Raw genomic sequence first — 17435 nt, 5'->3', positions numbered from 1 at the left:
TCTCTTTGTCAGGTTTATCGAGATTAACCCTTTATCTTAACTATCGGGTAAAAAGTCTGATTCGTAAATATACTGCTCTCCTTTTTCACAAGAAAAGCCAAAAAAGATCGCTCCCCTTCATAGCGGGAACGATCTTAACCTACCTACTACTTAGATCTTTAATCGACGTTCGAAAGCTTTGGGGATAAGCATTATAGCAAGTATACCTATGATTATCACCGAAAGGATTGACAAGGGTAGATGTAATATAGGGATGCCAAAAATGTTATAGGATACATATTTTTCGATTAAGGATCTGCTAACCATTACACCTGACGGTAAAAAAGAGATTATTTTGCCCAACATTCCAGGCAAAGAGAAAAGGGGAAGAATAACTACGAATGCTGCCAGTCCAAGACTGCTTAAGCTACTCCGACACAAAGCGGATATCAGCGCCGTCAATAACAATAGACCACATGCAGCCAGCAAGGTTACAGCATATTTCAGGGCAAATCCCTGCAGCTGGGTTAAGGCATATGGAGTCTCATCAAAATAAAAGTAACTATTCAGCGGGGCATTCCAGCCCACGAAGCCGAACGGTAAACAGGCCAGCAATGTGCAAATTCCGTAAAAAAGAGTAACCCAGCTAAACGTAACTATAAATCCAGCTAATAGTTTTGCCGCAACAATCTTCAATCTTCCGTATCTACTAGATAGAATAAGTGCATCCATTCTATAGTTTTCCTCACCAGAGAACAAGGGTGCCAGCGCAAATACTAGAATAAGACCGATCAGAAGATCGCCGACGCCAGGCGAGCTTGAAAAAAATATATGTAATAAGTCCCAGTCCTCCGTTACATAAAACCCCCGTGGTTTTCCCTCCTCCAGCATGGAGAGTTTTTTAGTAACATCTCTTAGTGCATATGATCCTGGTTCTTGCTTCTCCAATAAAACCTTCCGCTCTCTCAGCTCTGTTAAATTTCTGTTGAATTGATCTGCCATATAAGCTGTACCAGCATAGTGTTGCTCCAGAATTCGTTTCATCTTCTCCTCTTTGGGCCAAGCGCTGTCTTCAGCATATTCTTCTTTGAGTCTAGGTGCGTATTTCAAAGCTAAATCTGGTTGAATCGATCCTAGATGAGTGGCAATAGCTTCAGGCTTTTCCTTGTTTACAACCAATAGACTATCCGTACCGGATGGGTAGAAACTAACAAAACAAAAAATTGCTAATGCAATACTTCCAGCTATAGAAATCCAGACTCTGGGAATCATAATTTTGCGTAATTCAAACATCACCAGACGGTTCATGTGTGTCATCCCCTCCGAAAATAATGCATATATACATCTTCTAATGAAGGATTCACCATCCGTGCATTCTCAACTGGCAAAGTCTTGCTGACTACCCGAACCACTAGTCCAGTATCTGTCTGCTGCACATTCACTACAGTTCCATTCTCTTCGATTTGAGCCAGCAACCGCCCGGGGACATGTGCCTCCCAAACCTCTCCTTGCAATTCATTGGTCAACTCCTTAATTGTTCCTTGACGAAGTAACTCTCCTCGCCCCATCAGTAGCACCTGTTTAGCTATATGATCAACATCAGAAACGATATGAGTAGACAAAATAACGATGCGCTCATTTGAGATTTCAGAAATTAAATTACGAAATCTTACGCGTTCCGAGGGGTCAAGTCCTACTGTGGGCTCATCCAATATGAGGATGCTCGGATTATTAAGCAATGCTTGTGCGATACCGAGTCTACGCTTCATCCCGCCGGAGTACTTTCCGCATTTTTTATCCATTTCACCGGATAGATTAACCGTTTGAGCCAGAACCTCTATACGATCACTCGCCTCCTTCTTGGTCAACCCCTTTAGGGCAGCAACATAATACAAGAAATCACGAGCTGAAAAATGATTGTACATCCCCAGTTCCTGTGGTAAATAACCAATCTGAGCCCGGTACTGATCCCCCATGTCATCCTTGTTTTGTCCATCTAAAAGTACATTTCCACGAGTCGGATACAGAACATCTGCGACAATACGCATCAATGTCGTTTTTCCTGTTCCGTTAGGTCCTAGAAGACCATACACACCAGGTGACATAGAAAGGTTAATAGTATTCAAAATTCGCTTTTTGCCGAAATCATGTACGATATTACATAGTTTAAGCTCCAATCAGAAACCCTCCCTTGCTCAATACTCTGGATTGAAACCTCATGGCTAAGACAAATAACACTGCCGACAGAACACCCAATCCCATTAACCAAAATAACTCAACCGACGTCGTCCAGCTCACTGCAAATTCTCCGGAAAATAAAATCATCCAAAAGAGAGGCAAACTGAAGAGTACGGTCGTTAATTGTCTAAAATTACGTATCAGCGTAGATAATACTGACGCTACCGCCGCATTCATTAGGATTGGGATGCACCATAGCAAGGTCATACGCAGCATAAACTCCTTTCCCCCTAAAGGGGTTACCATAGCAGTAACACTAAAGTTAATCATTAGTGAGATCAGCCCTGCCATAAGGAACCGAGCTTGCACATACCGATGCAACGGGATTCTAAAACTACGTGCGAGTTCTCCCATTCCACAGAGCGTATTCCGAGCCGTATGAGAGACGACCACCAGTAAAGGAATACAACCCACGATGGACAGAATAAACATAGGGCTAACAATCTCCGTAACACTCAGAACCAAATATCCTACTACAAACAAGATCACACCAAGCACAACTTCTCTCCACCATCCCTGTGAAAAAAGAATCCTCATCTGTTCCCGTACAAATAGAGGAACTGGTGGGACTGGCGCAGGTAAAGCCCGCTTGGATCTTCTCCACCTGCTCATGGCTTCTTCTGCAAAACCGTCAAGGAGTGGCGGTTCAGGAATGCACTTGATGGAATTCACGATCTCCTCTACAGACTCTGCTGTCATCTCATCCTGTAAATTTAGATTGAGGTAATCTTGATGGTTACGTTTAACCCTCATTTCCCTGCTCCTTTCTTTAGGGGTTGGGATATATCCTCTTGCTTGGAATACCTTAGTAAATCGCGTAATTTTATCAGTGATCGACTTACCCTTGACTTCACAGTTGATTCAGGTTCATGAGTTACGGCAGCTATTTCTGTAAACGTAAATTCATATTTATACCTTAACAAGAGCGCATCCCTCTGTTCCTCTGGCAGTGAGCAAATCGCGGCGTATACCTGCTTAACCTCTTCACGAAGTAATATTCCTTCAAGAAAGTCTCCTTCGACTGTGATTTCATCAGATAAGCTTTGATTCAACTCTGCTTGCCGAGCACTTTTGCTGCGAAAATAGTCAATGCAGACATTTTGCGCGATCGCCATCAACCAAGCTCGAAAACTCCCCTGTTTATTTTGATAGCTGCCAAGCTTGGCCCATGCTTTTTCATACACCGTCTGTGCAAGATCCCAAGCTAATTCGTCATTATGTATTTTCCATCTGATGAATCGATAAATATCGCTATAGGTATACCGAATTAATAATTCCACCGCTGCCTCATTGCCCTGCTGCGCTTCTGTGACCCATTTGTCCTCTCCGATTTAATTCCCCTCCAATCTACCAATCTACTAAATATAACGAAATCGCCTACAAAGTAGACGCATCACATTAAAAAGACCAACCAGAAGGTTCTGGCTGGCCGAATATAAATTTTCCCTAGATTATGTCCCCGGTTCAAATTATGAGTGAACATTCTCAGCTTGTATCTTAGTGAATTATATAACATTGATTCTATTAATTTCCATAGTGTACACTCATTACAAGTGGTCTTTTTGTGAAACTCTTCGGAAAAGGTGGATTATTGTTCGATGAAAAAAATGATGCTGTCTATTCTTTTAATAGTTTCTTTAATAGGTATAAGTGGATGTGCAGAGAGTAATATAGGAGATCTTAAGATAAGCGCAGGAGATCAAGAAATTAAAAGTACAACATTATCTAACACTAAATTAGCTAACGCGAAGAGTGACTTATCCTCAAACGCTGAAGCAAGTGGATTTGAATTCGCCTTTGAGCAGGATGCAGTAAAGAATATTCAATATTTAAAAAACGGAGAAATCATTACTCTAGACTTTGGAGATCCTGAGCCAGATAATGTATTGATCGAAGATAGCGTACTAAATAAGAGTGGAGCTTATCAATTTTCATCCAGAGAAACACTAGAAGTTCCAATTACAAAAAAAGACGGTAAATATTCCTTTACGATCGAAAAGCATATGGCTTCTTCATTGAGTTCGTTTTACGAAGAGAACAAAAAAGACTATAGAGGCTTTAGCATAACGGCAAGCTGGGGAGAAAAAGAATATAGATATGCTTTTGTTATACAAGCGGATGCCAATTAAAGCTAACATTCTGATTTAAACCCGCTAATCATATTAGGCATTCCATCGAAATATTCAGGGCCCAGAAGTCATCCAGATGGCTTCTGGGTTCCCTTGAATAGAAATCTAACTATCTATTTTTTAAATATACAACAAATTGTTCATGCAACTCTAGTTCGGATCGTTTAAAGATCCCAGCCCTCGGAATTTAATTATTGAAAAGTAGGAATAACAAGATTATGAATTTGCTCTGAAGTCGAATTTTTAATGAACTCATCAGGCATTTGTTTTACTTCGTATCCTTCAATCCCTTGACACAGCCATTTAGGAGCAAGTGGATTAATGTCACTGATTAACCACATTGTAAACAAGTGCAGCGTGGATTTAAGAATAGTTTCATACTTATGCTCTGACCCTGGATTCAAAGGAGAAACAATTTTCAATTTGTTTCCCTCAAAAGTGCCCATGAACCAATTAGGAGCGTCTACTTCACCAACAGCTCTTTTAGTTCACTTCTTAATTTCTCTAATGCACGGTACAATCGGTTCTTTACCGCACTTTCTCGCATTCCAACAATCTCAGAGATCTCTAACAAGGTGCAGTCTATAAAAAAGCGTAATGAAATAAAAGCCCCGATATTCATTTTCCACAATATTCTGTGCGATTTTGAAGATCCAAGTGAATAAGCTCGAATTGCCTTTAAATGTATGATTTTTTTCCATGGCCTTTAAGAAAACCTGTTGCGTTAAGTCTTCCGCGCTACCCGAGTTTACTTTCAACAAAAGATATTTATGGATTCTTTCGCGATATTGATTATAAGTGATTTCAAAGCTTTGCTTGTCTCCCTGTGCATCCGGATAAACAGTGGATTTGTCATGAGCTCCAGACATTGTAAGAACCTCCTCTTGACCTTACATTTAATTAGACACCGCAGGTTGATTAAAAGCCACATGTCATTTCAAAAAAATCCACAATAAAAAACTGTCGATTGCTAGACAATTATATAGAGCCAAGTTATAGTATTGATAATACTTTTAATAACCATTTTCAAAAGTCTAGAGGTGAATAAAATAAACCAAATCGCAAACAATTCTATTCGTGTTAAAAAGATAAATCAGGAGCTTATCAAGCAGGCCTTGAAATCGATGAAAGAAGGAACCAAATCCACGATTGCAAGTGCCACCGGATTAAGTATTGCTACCTGCGGAAATATCCTGAATGAACTTCTGGAGACTGGTGAAGTCATTGAGACTGAACTGGAGGCATCAAATGGAGGTCGACCGGCCAGACGATTTATCTATAACGCTGATTTTTCCTATATTGCATGTATCTATGCCAAAATTGAGGATGGCCAGAAATCCATAACCTATGCGGTGACCAATTCAGTTGGTGATCGTGTGGATCATGGATGGATGGAATTAGAGTACATAGATGCTGCAGCCATCGACCATCTGCTGGATACGCTTATCCAACAATATAACAACATCAAGGCAGTCGGGATTGGAATTCCCGGCCTTGCTCACCAAGGTGTCATTAATATCTGTGACATTAAAGAGTTAATTAATGCTCCCTTAGAATCACTGCTCAGAGAAAAATACGAGCTTGAAGTCACGATTGAAAATGATATGAATCTGACCGTTTACGGGTTCTATAAACAGCAGGATTATGAAGAGGATAAAACCATTGTCGTGGTGACCTTTATCAAAGGAGCTTTTCCAGGCGCCGGGATGATGATCGACGGGCATATCCACAAAGGTAATACTAGATTTGCTGGTGAAGTCTCTTTTTTACCGTTTGGAATCTCGCGTGAACAGCAATTGAGTAGCTTGGACCACACGGATACCTTCATCCCTTTGGCGGCTCACACTATATCGTCCCTGATTGCAATTATTAATCCAGAGACCATAGCTCTCACAGGAGAACAAGTCAAACAAGAGAATGTGCGGCCGATTTATCAACGTTGTCTGGAAGTGATTCCAGAGGAGCATATGCCTCACTTAATTGTGCTGGATCAACCTGATGATCATTACATGAACGGATTAATTGCGATCACACTTGAAAGCTTAACCTACTCATTGCAGTTGGTTGAGAAGCGCCGTTAAAAACATAAAACTAACATACACTTCAGGAGGAACTACGAATGGCAACAAACAAAGAAAACATGATCGCAGGAAAGCTATATATGGCAGGCGGTGAAGAATTAGCAAAGGATAACAAAAGATCCAGAATGCTCACTCGTTTATTTAACAATACGACGGAAGAACAAGGTGAATATAGAGTAGAACTACTCAAGCAATTATTTGAGTCTACAGGAGAATCATTATATGTTGAACCTCCCTTCCGTTGTGATTACGGCAGTAATATTACCGTTGGCAATAACTTCTACGCTAATTTTGACTGCATTATCCTTGATGTAGCTAAAGTAACGATTGGTAACAATGTTCTCTTTGGACCTAGAGTAGGCGTATATACTGCTGGTCACCCTATAGATGCGGACGTGCGTATTAGTATGCTTGAATTCGGTACACCAATTACCATTGGAAACAATGTGTGGGTTGGTGGAAACGCGGTAATTAATCCTGGGGTAAAAATCGGCAACAATGTAATCATCGGTGCAGGTTCAGTCGTAACTAAGGATATCCCTGACAATGTAATTGCGGTGGGTAACCCATGCAAGGTATTAAGAGCAATCACCGAAGACGATAAGCAACACTGGGAAAAACTTAAGGAAGAGTATTACAGAGACATTGAGCAATAAAGTAACCCGCTCTGGGAGGATCTTAATTTGAAAAAGCGCTTCGGGGGATTTAACAAGATTTATGCCATGCAATTGGCGACCATCTTTTTGGGATTTATAGTGTTTGGCATATCGGAAAATATTAAAGGACCCGCCATTCCGCGAATCCAATTCGACTTTAATCTGGACGAGAAACAGCTTGGCACCCTTTTATCCCTAAATGCATTAGGTTATTTGATCGCCTGCTCCTTTACAGCTGTATTGGTTCGGAAGTGGGGGATCAAGGCTGTCAGTATCATTGCTTTTGCATCCATGATATTTTCAGGAGTGTTAATCTATATCTCCCACAGCTACCCCTTTTTCTCAGCTTCTTATTTCCTGATGTACATCGGAAACGGAATGCTGGAGATTGGTCTTGCCATTTTGGGAGCACGCATCTTCGTAAAAAATACCGGGACGATGATGAACTTATCCCATTTTTTCTACGGATTTAGTTCAACCTTAGCTCCACTGCTGGCAACAGGACTCATGTCGGTAAGTATATTTGGCCATCCACTCGACTGGCGCGGAATGTATTTGATTATGCTAAGCTTATCTTTACTGCCTATTCTATCTGCCTTGCGCAGTACATTTCCGGGTGACGATCTTCCACAAGAGGACCGGATCCCATTAAAAACGCTGGTGCGCGATCCCGCTTTATGGCTGATGGTGCTTATTCTTTCTTTCGGTGTAGTGTCAGAACTTGCAGTAGGTGGATGGCTAGTGAATTTCCTAGAAAAAGCATACTTGTGGGATACAGTTACAGCTTCTGGTATGTTGTCCACCTTTTTTCTCTGCTTCTCGCTAGCAAGGCTCCTGCTGGGGCCGGTTACAGATAAGATTGGTTTCAATCTATCGCTTATCATCTTTTCAGCCTTCTCTGCCTTATGTACGTTTGCTGCTATTTTGGGTGGGGAACAGCTCGCGTTTCTATTTGCAGCAGCAGGCATAGGTATCGCTATGATTTATCCGACCGTCATGGCGTTTATCGCAAAAAGGTATCCGCATGGCAGTGACACTGCCATCACCTTTACAGTTACACTAATGGGAGTCGGTAGCGTGGTTGGCAACTATGCTATAGGTGCAGTTATCGAAGGTGTGAAGAGGCTTTACGGAGCAGAAACACAAACTGGCTTGCTACGTGGACTTCAAGCTGGGTATGCTTTTATCGGTCTATGTGCAGCTATATGCGCGATATCCGGTTGTGTTTTATATCGTTATTTAAATCGCCGCCAAGAACTTATCTAGAATAGTTATTGCACTTATTTCTGTTCTTCCAAGCAACAACCTGCTGATTTCATGGCAGGTTGTTTTGTTGCAAATAGCGAACAACCTCCCACCATCGGACTCAAATGACCTTATTGGCTTCGAAATAGGCAGAAACGAGGTTTTTCGGACCCCAGAGTCGTTATTGAGTTGTTTTTGTGCAAAAACCGCTGTCTTCTGACTTGATAACGCCTCCTGAGTCCGAACACTCCGCCTAATGAAGCTAAATCCTGAAATAGCGACTATACAGTCCGCAACAATGACCTCTGAGCTGGTGATCACCATCCCAACAATTATCGCAGCCCTCCCGCCAGCTCCATTATTTTTCTAACAATCTGCTCTTCACCGCTACTAACCTTTTCCGTTGCAACTTCTCCCAAGGTTATATGATCGCCAACACAAACCGAGTGTGCGGAATGTCTGAACATTTCTATATCATTAGCATCGTTACCAAAAGCAATAAATTGCTGCAGTTCTATGCCTAAATTTTTTAGTCCTGTCCATTTGTTTACGCCTTGGGGACTTATATCCATAATATCTTCTTGTCCATGCTGGTAGATCACAATCGGCAGATTTTGCAGCTTATGAATAAGTTGTTCCCCGTTCAGACTGCTCAAAATAACTACCTTCACAATCTCATCCAGCTCCGATGGAGTTACATTTTTGGCGCGTTGTTCTGGATCTACATTTCTCCGGATGGGATGGTCTGCAGAACCCGAATATGCATAGTCCCAGTGACTATCAATCAAATAAGTTGCATCAAATTCTTCAATCAAATTCAGGAGGTTGTCCGCAGTCTGTGGGTCAAAATGTATCGTCGAAATAACCTCCCCACCCTTTGCAATAAACGCACCATTCCCGCCAACCATAGAAAAATGATGCATATGAGCAGGCAACACAGGCAATAAATCACGAATAGGCCGGGCTGACGCAAAAATAACCTCATGTCCTTTTTCAATTAGAGAATCCAAGGCTTGTACAATAAATTCACTCAATGGTTTGCCGCTAAAACAAATCGTCCCATCTAAATCAAAAATAAATTTCACAGTTAATAACCTCCCCTTTTTCTCTATATTAACGAGTTCATATATAATGGAAAGGACCGATGTCCAAAAAGGAGTAAACGATGAAATCTATTCACGATCCAAATCTGATATCACATTACATTACACAATTTAATCTAGACCAAGTATTCACGACGTCAACACATGCTTTAATCCAGTTACTTGTCTATGAGCAGAATGAAATCATTTTGCGTGAGGGCGATGAGCTGGACGGAATTTATTTTCAAGTGGAGGGGCGTACCAAGGTTTCTTCTAGTGTGGGGACGGGAAAATCCTTGTTATTACGTTTCTGCTCACCCTTGTCATTATTTGGGGATATTGAATACGTGCAGGAGGTTGTGATCCAATCCCAAGTTGAAGCGGTACAACAAACCACCCTCTTATTTATCCCCAAACAAAAGGTTGAGTCTGACCTAATGGATAACCACAGGTTTAAAGACTTGTTGCTGAAACATCTTTCTTACAAGCTTCTAACCTGCACATCCGCATCCCGAACGAACTTGCTGGGCTCTGTAGAGGAAAGGTTTGCAAGTTATTTATTGACCATTCAACTCCAACGGGAGTTTGGAAAAGAAATTCAGACACCCTATATCCCAGATATAGCCTCTTTGATTGGGACTACTCCCCGCCATTTAAACCGTGTTATTCAGCGACTCACCGACATGGAAATTTTATATAAAGTTAAGCAAGAAATTGTTGTACTCGACTGGGAGCGTCTGGATGAATTATCTAACGGAATAAGATTTGAATAGCCTAAAAGCCCCTCATTTAATTGAGGATAAAATGATCGATGTCATCATAACGGATATCGATCTTTTCTCCGTTTCTTTTGACAAGATTTATATACAGAGGAGCTGCATCAACACTTCCGCCACCCACCAGCACATGGTAGTTTTCATTGATTTCATATTTACGGATGTACAAGCCTGAACCGACATCTTCAAAGGGATAACCTTCAAAATCCTTCCACGACAACGCCTCGCCTTGATGAGCTAGATCCTGTATTTCATCCATGGATAATATTGCAGTTTTTTTATCATTACAGGCTGAAAGTATAATCGTCAAAGCAAACAATAACAGCATTATCAAGCTACGCTTACTTCTCATTCATAAACCTCCAAACTCTATATATTGTTATTTATAGGAAAATATAAGGTAATAATAACATAGCTTAGACTTGCTTTGAATGGATTGCGACCAGTTTCTGCTCTGAGTGCTAGAAATTCAAGCTCCCCACATCCTCCTCGGTTTCTTCCTGCAAATCTATTTTAAATTTGACGTTAATTTGTTATGTATGCTCTAATATAAATGAAGGGTGGAGCTGCATGTTATCATTTTTACTAACTTTAAAACGTTTATTCTCGGGCTTATGGAAAGCGCTAAAACGTAAAAATTTCCAAGTATTATTCTTATTAGTTTTGATGACGCTGTTGTCTGGAACCATTTTTTATGTCAAACAGGAAGGTTTGTCTGTCCTGGATGCTATTTATTTCTGTGTTGCAACGCTTAGTACATTAGGTCATCCAACATTTGTTCCCCAGACAGCACTCGGAAAAATATTTACGATCGTTTACATTATTGCAGGCACAGGGTTGTTCTTGGGAATGATGGGGTATATCGCTTATGAACTGATCAAACAAACCGATAAAGATAACAATTAAATAATGGAAACCAGAACTCGTGACATTATTAATAGCCTTGTTAGCCGAAGCTGACATGGCTATTTTTTTCAAATATTCGATTATATCTGTTTCTTTTTCGCAATCACTTTCACCTTCAATCAAAGCAATGTTGATGGATTAACGTGTCTCATCTCCAATGGCTGCAAGAGCTTTACTGCTTTCACCATTACCATTGAAATGACCAAACAAGGCTTGAAAAATGGCTTTATGCATGGCTGGATTGTTGGCCGCTCCATATTTTCTAACGTAAAAAAGCCGTTCTCTTTTAAAAGAGAACGGCTTTAAATGTTATTTTCACAGAAATCCTTAGAACACCCGCTTCTGATTCCGATCATCAATAATAATCTGCACCGCTTCCTTAAACCGTAGAGCATGCACTATCTCCCGCTCCCGCAGGAACTTGAGGCTATCCTGCAGGTCCACGTCATCCGTCATGTCAATCAGCCACTGGTATGTAGCCCGGGCTTTTTCCTCAGCCGCAATGTCTTCATAAAGGTCTGCCAAAGGGTCTCCCTTAGCTTGAATATAGGCTGCAGTGAATGGAACACCGCTAGCATCCGTGTAGAACAGGGCATGATCATGCGCTACAAAATGTGGCCCTAATCCCGCTTCCTCTAATTCACATACCGAAGCATCCTTTGTCAGCTTGTAGATCATCGTGGCAATCATCTCAAGGTGAGCGAATTCCTCAGTCGAAATATCGTTCAACACGCCAATAACTTTATCTGGAATCGTGTATCTTTGATTCATATAGCGTAGTGCAGCGGCGAGCTCGCCGTCTGCTCCTCCGTATTGCTCACTCAAATAACGCGCCATCCGGACATCACATTTACCCACCCGTACCGGATATTGCAGTTTTTTTTCGTATATCCACATTCGGGAACTTCCCTCCTCTAGAAAAATAGTTCCTTACGGTTATACTCCTCTTACACCTGCCAAGGCCAAGGGGGTTGATTCCATTCCCATGGACATTTAGAATAAGCGCGGCCAAAATTCTGCAGCGGACCATATAACTCCTGAAAATGATTCGCTAGCTTGGTTCGTTCCAGCGTAAGCTGATTAAATTGTTCAATACTTCTCAGATCGTCAGGATGCGTATTTAGATATAAGTTCAACTCCACTAAGGCAAAATCAAGGGTCTGCAACTGTTCAAGCAATTCATAATAACGTTGGTCGCAAGGATTTGCCTCCATAGTCTATTTTCCTCCTCCTTTGCACTTGGATTCATACGGACTAAATAGTGCTGGCCAGAGCGTTCCATACTTCAGAGCCTCCTGCAAACTAAACTGTGGCAAATCGGGTGGCTGAAAGGTGATAAATTGATTGGGTGGAACTACATACGTCTTGAACGGCACCGGTGGGCAAGGATCAAACGGGCCCCTAAAGGGGGTATACCTCCGCAGCTGTGATTCCATCTTTTTTGTACCTCCTTTGTTCCTGTTCCTTCTTTAAAGACTCTGAACATTACTCCCTTAGCTAACTTATGACAGCAGGACACAATATAAAACGTTATTTACAAAAAAAGCCCATTAGCAATTTTTTTGAGCAATGTGCACGACAAATAAGCTGTCTCCGGAAAAGTACCGGAAACAGCTTATAACTTGAGTCTTTTAGTATTCAGCTTAGGGGTTCGCTCTTTTGAACGAATCTTCGTGGGTAATCTCAAGGATATCCAACATAAATACAAAGATAGGAATACCAAGAATAAGTCCCCAGACACCTATATAATGCTCAGAGAACAACAACACGCTAAAGGTGAAGAACATCGGCAAATTCATTTTTGTGGACATCAGCTTAGGATTCAAGAAATAACCTTCGATAAAATGCAACACCGCAATAATCGCCAGCACATAAGTAACTGTTATAAGACCGCCGATGTTGTAACCAATTATTAAAAGCGGAATGAGCGAAATCAAAAAACCAACCACCGGAATGAGACTGAGCAGAAAAATCAAAATCGCCAGGGCAAATAAATACGGGAAGTTAAGCAGCCACAAGCCAATAACAGTAAGACAGGTATTGAACATGGCAATGAGAATTTGCGCTTCTATTACTTTCCCAAAGGAAACGATGAATTTTCGGCTGAAATACTCCAGATCTATATAAAACCAGGCAATCCTGCTCACTCTCATCCTAGAAGTGAAACTGACGACCCGGTTCTTCTCCAGAATAAACACAAAGCTTAAAATGGTTGATAGAACGAAAGTTGCACCCCAGTTGCTAACCTGCAGCACATAATCGATGCCTCTTTTGATATAGGACTGATAGTTAAGGTCCCTGAGCATATCATACAAATATAATGTAATCTTGTTCTGCGGAAGATCCTCTGATTTGAGATTGGTGAGGAAGATCGCCAATTGCTTAATCTGCTCCAATACTTTAGGAAGATATTTTACAAGGGCCAGTACAATCAATGCGATTAAAGCAAGGTATAAAATGACAATAATCACCTTACTGTTAACCTTCATGAATTTACCAATTCGTTTACTGAGCACAATCTGAAAGCTGTTCATGACAAAAGCAATCAGAAACGTCAGCAACACCAGATTAAGCATCCCACGAACCATGTACAGCAGCAACCCGATAAGTGCGAGAATAAAAAAGCGTCTGGTAGTCCTATTCGCGTAGAATCGCTTGAATACATTCATTGATCTTGCTCCATTCAATTGCGATTAATAATGTTAAACTTCAATGGCTATAAAAAGGAAAACTTAGCCCCCACAAAAAAGCCGATAGAAACAAAAAGGAGTGACCAGGTTAGCGCTCCTGCAGTCGTTATAAGTATATATTTTTTGAAAGACATAGCACTGATTCCAGAGATATAGCTCGATACATGCCTCAGACCTGGAATAAAATAAGCAATGAAAATCGCCCAGTTTCCGAACCGCAAAAACCATCTTTTCATACTCGCAAAACGCTTGGGTGTAAGGCCAACCCACTTGCCGAATTTTGCTACCACAGGTTGCCCTAGCCTTAGACCAATAGTATAGCTGATAAGCATTCCTGTGATGGATCCCATGAAACAAACCAATACAGAAAGTGAAAAATCCAAAACCATAACGGAGGATAAATAGCCTACAAACAGCATTAACACCTCATCAGGCACAGGAAGTCCGATAATCCCAACTGCCATAAGGCCAAATATGGCTAAATATCCGTACTGTGAAATAAACTCTATAATCCAAGGCATGGGTGTATCACTTCCTGTTGAAGGATTTTTTAAGGGACGGAAATGGGATACGGCTGATCATCATTACGGACAGCAATGCCATTAATCCGATGACCAGTCCTGGTTTCATACGTTCATCTAGTAAAGAAATCATCGACAGAATGACTCCAGCAGCAGTAATCGGCATCCCCACGAACCCTTTGGAAGGCGCCGACAGATTAAATCTGGCCAAACGAAGTGCGCCACAGATCAAAAAGAAAACTGCAGCTGCAGGTCCAATCCAGTGGGCATCTTCTAACCTATACAACAAGATAAGGAAGGTAGGCGCTAAACCAAATGATATAATATCCGCCAATGAGTCCAATTGTTTACCGAATTCACTAGTACATTGCAATATTCTTGCCAGTAATCCATCCAGTACATCGCATATTGCCGCGAGCAAAATCATTAATAAAGCTAGGCTATATCGTTCTTGAATCGTAAAATACAAGGACAGTGATCCTAGTCCCAAGTTTCCTAGTGTGCACGTTGAAGGCAACCAGTTCAATTTCATACAATCTCACCCCTTTCATAGCAGTATTTCTGTTGATCCGATTTAACCTACAAAGGTCACAGTAAAGCTGACACCGTTCTCCGTATTTTTCACTGTATAAAGACAAGCGTGCATATCTAGTATTCGCTTCGCAATGGAAAGCCCCAGACCCGTACCGCCTGTCATTCGACTGCGGGATGGCTCCAACCGATAGAACCGCTCCCAGATCTGCTCCAACTGATCTTCAGGGATTGATTCTCCTATATTTTGAATAGTGAATACAATAGTCTGGGCATGACTCTCAATATTGACGGTGATAGAACTTCTTTCTTCCGCATGCCTGATAGCATTGGTCATAAAATTTAGCATAACTTGTTCGATCCAGTTCACATCCGCATAGACCGGTAATTCATTTGCAGGAATAATGATGACTTCCAAATGTTTTTCAATCAGCAAGTGGACCAGCTTGTCCGTCACCTTTTCCGTCAGTTCACTTAACATAAAGGAAGTTTTCCGAAGTTTAATCGTGCCCGACTCCAACCGCGCTAGATCTAGCATATTTTTAACAAGAAACTCCATTTTATCGGCTTCCTCAATAATTACCTTAATGTAGTGATCCTGCTTGCCGGCGCTAACGCCATCTTCCAAGCCTTCAGCAAAACCTTTGATAATACTGAGTGGTGTCTTCAATTCATGGGAGGCGTTGGCAAAAAAGTCCTGCTGCATGATCTCCATTCTTTGTTTCTGCTCCATATCCTCAACTAGCTGCTGATTGGCCTCTCTTAACTCTCGTAAAGCAGAATCCAGACTTAGTGATAAGGTGAACATGCTGTTAGAAAGGCTGCCTAACTCATCCTTCTGCCGAATCGATGTGTCCCCTGTAAAATCCAGAGAAACCATACGTTTGGCTATTTTATTTAATTTAATTAGCGGACGCGTTACCATTTTCGAGAAAAAGAGAGAAAGCACCAGAATCAGGACAAAACCACCCATTCCCAGATATAAAAAGAACCAACGCAACGCATCGTTCGAATCCTTAACTTCCTGTAATGAAGTGACTGTGAATAGTAATTCAATTTCTCCGTTACTTTGCTTCAGGGGCAGAATAACCACAGAATTGCGACTCCCACTCCAGGGAGCAATCCAGTCTTGTTTCTGTATTTTCAAATTTTTGAAGTCTTCTGCCTGCGCCGATGTCAAAGGAAACCATTCCTCTAGAGCCTCAAACAGTATTCCCTGGCGTGGATTCCATATTTTCAAATCAGGCAGTACAACTTCTGCAACAGTACCAGATGCATGAATCGTCCCAGTCTCTCCCGTCTCCCCTATTGTTCCGCCCCCTTTTTTTGTAATACTTATGGGGTAGAGTATAACGGGTGAAGCACTGTCTTCGTCCAAAAGTTCGCCTTCCACGCTCAACTGATCATCTACTTTAATGTTTGCTGCTCTTAGTGAATCTCCGTACTGATTCATGAATAGGGATAAAGAAACAACCATACTCTTCCCGTCATCATCGATTAGCTTTATATGAAATGGATCTTCTGAATTCATCTTTCCATCCAGCTTCAAAATAACCATTTGTGTTTTATTCCGCAGCATAAACCGGACAAGCTCCTGAGAGGTTCGAGTGCTTCCCCATGGCTCACTTATATATCTTGCCGCAAAGCTCTTAAGGTGTTTCTCCACGCGGTGCTCTTTTTGCTTCTGATAGAAATTGTCAAACAACAGCAATTGGCTTAGAATCACCATGCCATAGAAGCAAAGGAAAAAGATAACGGTCATCACAAACAGTTTAAAAGTAATTCCCCGTCTTCTCATGCCTCTTCCTCGAACATGTATCCTGTGCCAATTACCGTACGAATAAAACGTGATTCATAACCCAATTTACTTCGCAGCTTTTTAATATGACTGTCCACAACTCTGGAATCTCCTTCAAATTCAATTCCCCAGATCCGACTGAGGATCGTATCCCTTGAAATGACAATCCCTTTATTTCGTATTAAAAGCCATAAAAGATCATATTCCTTAGGGGTAAGCTCCACTTCCTCATCTTCTACCTCCAACCGATGAGCTAAGGTATTAAACATCGCGGAACCAAATTTTATTATGCCAAATTCAGGCTGATGGGTGCCTTCAACCCGCTTCATGAGTGCATTTGCCCGGGCTACCAGCACCTTTGGACTAAATGGTTTTGTAACATAATCATCGGCTCCTAATTCAAATCCATAGATTTTGTCGTCATCTGTAGACTTGGCGGTTAACAAAATGATGGGTACCGCTGATTTCTCACGAACTTCACGGCACACTTCAAAGCCATTCATAGCAGGCATCATGATATCCAGAATCAGCAGATCCGGCAGCAGTGAATCAAACCAAACCAATGCATCTCTTCCATTATCCGCTTCAAGTACTTCCCAATCATTCTGTAAGAAATAATCAGATACCAGTTCACGAATACGAATTTCATCCTCAACGAGAAGAAGTTTCTTTTTCAATCTAGACCCCGCTTTCAAACAATTTATAAACATTAGCATAGACGAGCGTTATGTCCTTTATGTGTCCACAAAAAACTCCCCCTGTCGTGAGCCATAAAGCTCTTACAGGAGGAGTTCATTATATCC

Annotated in this window: 23 protein-coding genes; 6 read left to right on the top strand and 17 right to left on the bottom strand. The window is 41.4% G+C overall.

All coding sequences use genetic code 11. The annotated features are described in order from the left end of the window. Positions 1-150: 150 nt before the first annotated feature. From PODO_RS08750 to PODO_RS08735, 4 genes are read right to left on the bottom strand one after another with little or no spacing between them, the layout of a single operon-like run. Complete coding sequence (locus PODO_RS08750; RefSeq protein WP_038569611.1) at positions 151-1287, bottom strand: ABC transporter permease subunit; 1137 nt, start codon at positions 1285-1287, stop codon at positions 151-153. A gap of 5 nt (positions 1288-1292) precedes the next feature. Further along, entirely contained in the window at positions 1293-2156 is an 864-nt protein-coding gene (locus PODO_RS08745; protein WP_038569609.1) for an ABC transporter ATP-binding protein, read from the bottom strand. Next, positions 2146-2970 carry a hypothetical protein gene (locus tag PODO_RS08740; RefSeq protein ID WP_038569608.1) on the bottom strand — a complete coding sequence of 275 codons (825 nt, stop codon included), beginning with the start codon at positions 2968-2970 and terminating at the stop codon, positions 2146-2148. The genes PODO_RS08745 and PODO_RS08740 overlap by 11 nt, the downstream gene beginning before the upstream one ends. Next, positions 2967-3497, bottom strand: coding sequence for an RNA polymerase sigma factor (locus tag PODO_RS08735; RefSeq protein ID WP_051491311.1), 531 nt, complete (start codon positions 3495-3497; stop codon positions 2967-2969). Before PODO_RS08735 ends, PODO_RS08740 begins: the two co-directional genes overlap by 4 nt. Positions 3498-3815: 318 nt before the next feature. On the opposite strand from PODO_RS08735, the gene PODO_RS29955 reads away from it, so the two are divergent. Beyond that, the gene (locus PODO_RS29955) at positions 3816-4346 is read left to right on the top strand and encodes a hypothetical protein (protein WP_052096906.1); all 531 of its coding nucleotides are present in this window, start codon (positions 3816-3818) and stop codon (positions 4344-4346) included. Between the two features lie 191 nt (positions 4347-4537). Here the strand turns inward: PODO_RS29955 and PODO_RS31850 are convergent, their stop codons facing one another. The 3 genes from PODO_RS31850 to PODO_RS31840 are packed head-to-tail and all read right to left on the bottom strand — an operon-like array spanning position 4538 to position 5215. Beyond that, positions 4538-4792, bottom strand: coding sequence for a hypothetical protein (locus tag PODO_RS31850; RefSeq protein ID WP_052096904.1), 255 nt, complete (start codon positions 4790-4792; stop codon positions 4538-4540). A 17-nt stretch (positions 4793-4809) separates the two neighbouring features. After that, complete coding sequence (locus tag PODO_RS31845) at positions 4810-4968, bottom strand: RNA polymerase sigma factor (protein ID WP_244886447.1); 159 nt, start codon at positions 4966-4968, stop codon at positions 4810-4812. Continuing rightward, positions 4904-5215: an RNA polymerase sigma factor gene (locus tag PODO_RS31840; protein WP_052096902.1), complete on the bottom strand. Its 312-nt coding sequence runs from the start codon at positions 5213-5215 to the stop codon at positions 4904-4906. The genes PODO_RS31845 and PODO_RS31840 overlap by 65 nt, the downstream gene beginning before the upstream one ends. A gap of 303 nt (positions 5216-5518) precedes the next feature. Here PODO_RS31840 and PODO_RS08720 point away from each other — a divergent pair, with 303 nt between their 5' ends. From PODO_RS08720 to PODO_RS08710, 3 genes are all read left to right on the top strand, one after another. Then, the gene (locus PODO_RS08720) at positions 5519-6427 is read left to right on the top strand and encodes an ROK family protein (protein WP_051491321.1); all 909 of its coding nucleotides are present in this window, start codon (positions 5519-5521) and stop codon (positions 6425-6427) included. Between the two features lie 38 nt (positions 6428-6465). After that, positions 6466-7083 carry a sugar O-acetyltransferase gene (locus PODO_RS08715; RefSeq protein ID WP_038569607.1) on the top strand — a complete coding sequence of 206 codons (618 nt, stop codon included), beginning with the start codon at positions 6466-6468 and terminating at the stop codon, positions 7081-7083. A gap of 66 nt (positions 7084-7149) precedes the next feature. Then, entirely contained in the window at positions 7150-8349 is a 1200-nt protein-coding gene (locus PODO_RS08710) for an MFS transporter (RefSeq protein WP_052097446.1), read from the top strand. Between the two features lie 311 nt (positions 8350-8660). Here PODO_RS08710 and PODO_RS08700 read toward each other — a convergent pair whose 3' ends face one another. Continuing rightward, positions 8661-9413, bottom strand: coding sequence for an HAD-IIB family hydrolase (locus PODO_RS08700; protein ID WP_038569604.1), 753 nt, complete (start codon positions 9411-9413; stop codon positions 8661-8663). 80 nt (positions 9414-9493) lie between these two features. On the opposite strand from PODO_RS08700, the gene PODO_RS08695 reads away from it, so the two are divergent. Then, positions 9494-10183, top strand: a complete 690-nt coding sequence (locus tag PODO_RS08695) for a Crp/Fnr family transcriptional regulator (protein WP_038569603.1) — start codon at positions 9494-9496, stop codon at positions 10181-10183. A 16-nt stretch (positions 10184-10199) separates the two neighbouring features. Here the strand turns inward: PODO_RS08695 and PODO_RS08690 are convergent, their stop codons facing one another. After that, positions 10200-10538: a hypothetical protein gene (locus PODO_RS08690; protein WP_038569602.1), complete on the bottom strand. Its 339-nt coding sequence runs from the start codon at positions 10536-10538 to the stop codon at positions 10200-10202. Positions 10539-10756: 218 nt separating this feature from the next. Between PODO_RS08690 and PODO_RS08685 the strand changes: the two genes are divergently transcribed. Beyond that, a complete protein-coding gene (locus tag PODO_RS08685) occupies positions 10757-11092 on the top strand; it encodes a potassium channel family protein (RefSeq protein ID WP_036684066.1) in 336 nt (111 codons plus the stop codon). 327 nt (positions 11093-11419) lie between these two features. Here PODO_RS08685 and PODO_RS08680 read toward each other — a convergent pair whose 3' ends face one another. The 8 genes from PODO_RS08680 to PODO_RS08645 all read right to left on the bottom strand — a co-directional run bounded on the left by PODO_RS08680 (position 11420) and on the right by PODO_RS08645 (position 17309). Further along, on the bottom strand, positions 11420-11989 hold the full coding sequence (locus tag PODO_RS08680; protein WP_036684067.1) for a manganese catalase family protein: 570 nt from the start codon (positions 11987-11989) through the stop codon (positions 11420-11422). Positions 11990-12039: 50 nt separating this feature from the next. After that, the gene (locus tag PODO_RS08675) at positions 12040-12306 is read right to left on the bottom strand and encodes a spore coat protein CotJB (protein ID WP_036684069.1); all 267 of its coding nucleotides are present in this window, start codon (positions 12304-12306) and stop codon (positions 12040-12042) included. A 3-nt stretch (positions 12307-12309) separates the two neighbouring features. Further along, positions 12310-12528 (bottom strand): spore coat associated protein CotJA, encoded by a 219-nt coding sequence (locus PODO_RS08670; protein ID WP_036684070.1) that lies wholly within the window; start codon positions 12526-12528, stop codon positions 12310-12312. 207 nt (positions 12529-12735) lie between these two features. Further along, entirely contained in the window at positions 12736-13761 is a 1026-nt protein-coding gene (locus tag PODO_RS08665) for an AI-2E family transporter (RefSeq protein ID WP_038569599.1), read from the bottom strand. Positions 13762-13808: 47 nt separating this feature from the next. Further along, positions 13809-14303 (bottom strand): DedA family protein, encoded by a 495-nt coding sequence (locus tag PODO_RS08660; RefSeq protein ID WP_038569597.1) that lies wholly within the window; start codon positions 14301-14303, stop codon positions 13809-13811. 7 nt (positions 14304-14310) lie between these two features. After that, positions 14311-14835 carry a CDP-diacylglycerol--serine O-phosphatidyltransferase gene (gene pssA, locus PODO_RS08655; RefSeq protein WP_036684073.1) on the bottom strand — a complete coding sequence of 175 codons (525 nt, stop codon included), beginning with the start codon at positions 14833-14835 and terminating at the stop codon, positions 14311-14313. 42 nt (positions 14836-14877) lie between these two features. After that, positions 14878-16632 (bottom strand): sensor histidine kinase, encoded by a 1755-nt coding sequence (locus PODO_RS08650; RefSeq protein WP_038569596.1) that lies wholly within the window; start codon positions 16630-16632, stop codon positions 14878-14880. Further along, positions 16629-17309 (bottom strand): response regulator transcription factor, encoded by a 681-nt coding sequence (locus tag PODO_RS08645; RefSeq protein WP_038569594.1) that lies wholly within the window; start codon positions 17307-17309, stop codon positions 16629-16631. Before PODO_RS08645 ends, PODO_RS08650 begins: the two co-directional genes overlap by 4 nt. Positions 17310-17435: the final 126 nt, after the last annotated feature.

This window comes from Paenibacillus odorifer, assembly GCF_000758725.1.
Lineage (GTDB): Bacteria > Bacillota > Bacilli > Paenibacillales > Paenibacillaceae > Paenibacillus_AQ > Paenibacillus_AQ odorifer.
This window is presented reverse-complemented; position numbering and strand designations above follow the sequence as displayed.

Bases quoted from the DNA above. Each gene is read 5' to 3' on its own strand.
- PODO_RS08740 (WP_038569608.1), bottom strand. From the start codon at position 2,970: ATGAGGGTTAAACGTAACCATCAAGATTACCTCAATCTAAATTTACAG.
- PODO_RS08660 (WP_038569597.1), bottom strand. From the start codon at position 14,303: ATGCCTTGGATTATAGAGTTTATTTCACAGTACGGATATTTAGCCATA.
- PODO_RS08675 (WP_036684069.1), bottom strand. From the start codon at position 12,306: ATGGAGGCAAATCCTTGCGACCAACGTTATTATGAATTGCTTGAACAG.
- PODO_RS08710 (WP_052097446.1), top strand. From the start codon at position 7,150: ATGCAATTGGCGACCATCTTTTTGGGATTTATAGTGTTTGGCATATCG.
- PODO_RS08685 (WP_036684066.1), top strand. From the start codon at position 10,757: ATGTTATCATTTTTACTAACTTTAAAACGTTTATTCTCGGGCTTATGG.
- PODO_RS29955 (WP_052096906.1), top strand. From the start codon at position 3,816: ATGAAAAAAATGATGCTGTCTATTCTTTTAATAGTTTCTTTAATAGGT.
- PODO_RS08680 (WP_036684067.1), bottom strand. From the start codon at position 11,989: ATGTGGATATACGAAAAAAAACTGCAATATCCGGTACGGGTGGGTAAA.
- PODO_RS31840 (WP_052096902.1), bottom strand. From the start codon at position 5,215: ATGTCTGGAGCTCATGACAAATCCACTGTTTATCCGGATGCACAGGGA.
- PODO_RS08750 (WP_038569611.1), bottom strand. From the start codon at position 1,287: ATGAACCGTCTGGTGATGTTTGAATTACGCAAAATTATGATTCCCAGA.
- PODO_RS08665 (WP_038569599.1), bottom strand. From the start codon at position 13,761: ATGAATGTATTCAAGCGATTCTACGCGAATAGGACTACCAGACGCTTT.
- PODO_RS31850 (WP_052096904.1), bottom strand. From the start codon at position 4,792: ATGGGCACTTTTGAGGGAAACAAATTGAAAATTGTTTCTCCTTTGAAT.
- PODO_RS08690 (WP_038569602.1), bottom strand. From the start codon at position 10,538: ATGAGAAGTAAGCGTAGCTTGATAATGCTGTTATTGTTTGCTTTGACG.
- PODO_RS31845 (WP_244886447.1), bottom strand. From the start codon at position 4,968: ATGAATATCGGGGCTTTTATTTCATTACGCTTTTTTATAGACTGCACC.
- pssA (WP_036684073.1), bottom strand. From the start codon at position 14,835: ATGAAATTGAACTGGTTGCCTTCAACGTGCACACTAGGAAACTTGGGA.
- PODO_RS08695 (WP_038569603.1), top strand. From the start codon at position 9,494: ATGAAATCTATTCACGATCCAAATCTGATATCACATTACATTACACAA.
- PODO_RS08715 (WP_038569607.1), top strand. From the start codon at position 6,466: ATGGCAACAAACAAAGAAAACATGATCGCAGGAAAGCTATATATGGCA.
- PODO_RS08670 (WP_036684070.1), bottom strand. From the start codon at position 12,528: ATGGAATCACAGCTGCGGAGGTATACCCCCTTTAGGGGCCCGTTTGAT.
- PODO_RS08650 (WP_038569596.1), bottom strand. From the start codon at position 16,632: ATGAGAAGACGGGGAATTACTTTTAAACTGTTTGTGATGACCGTTATC.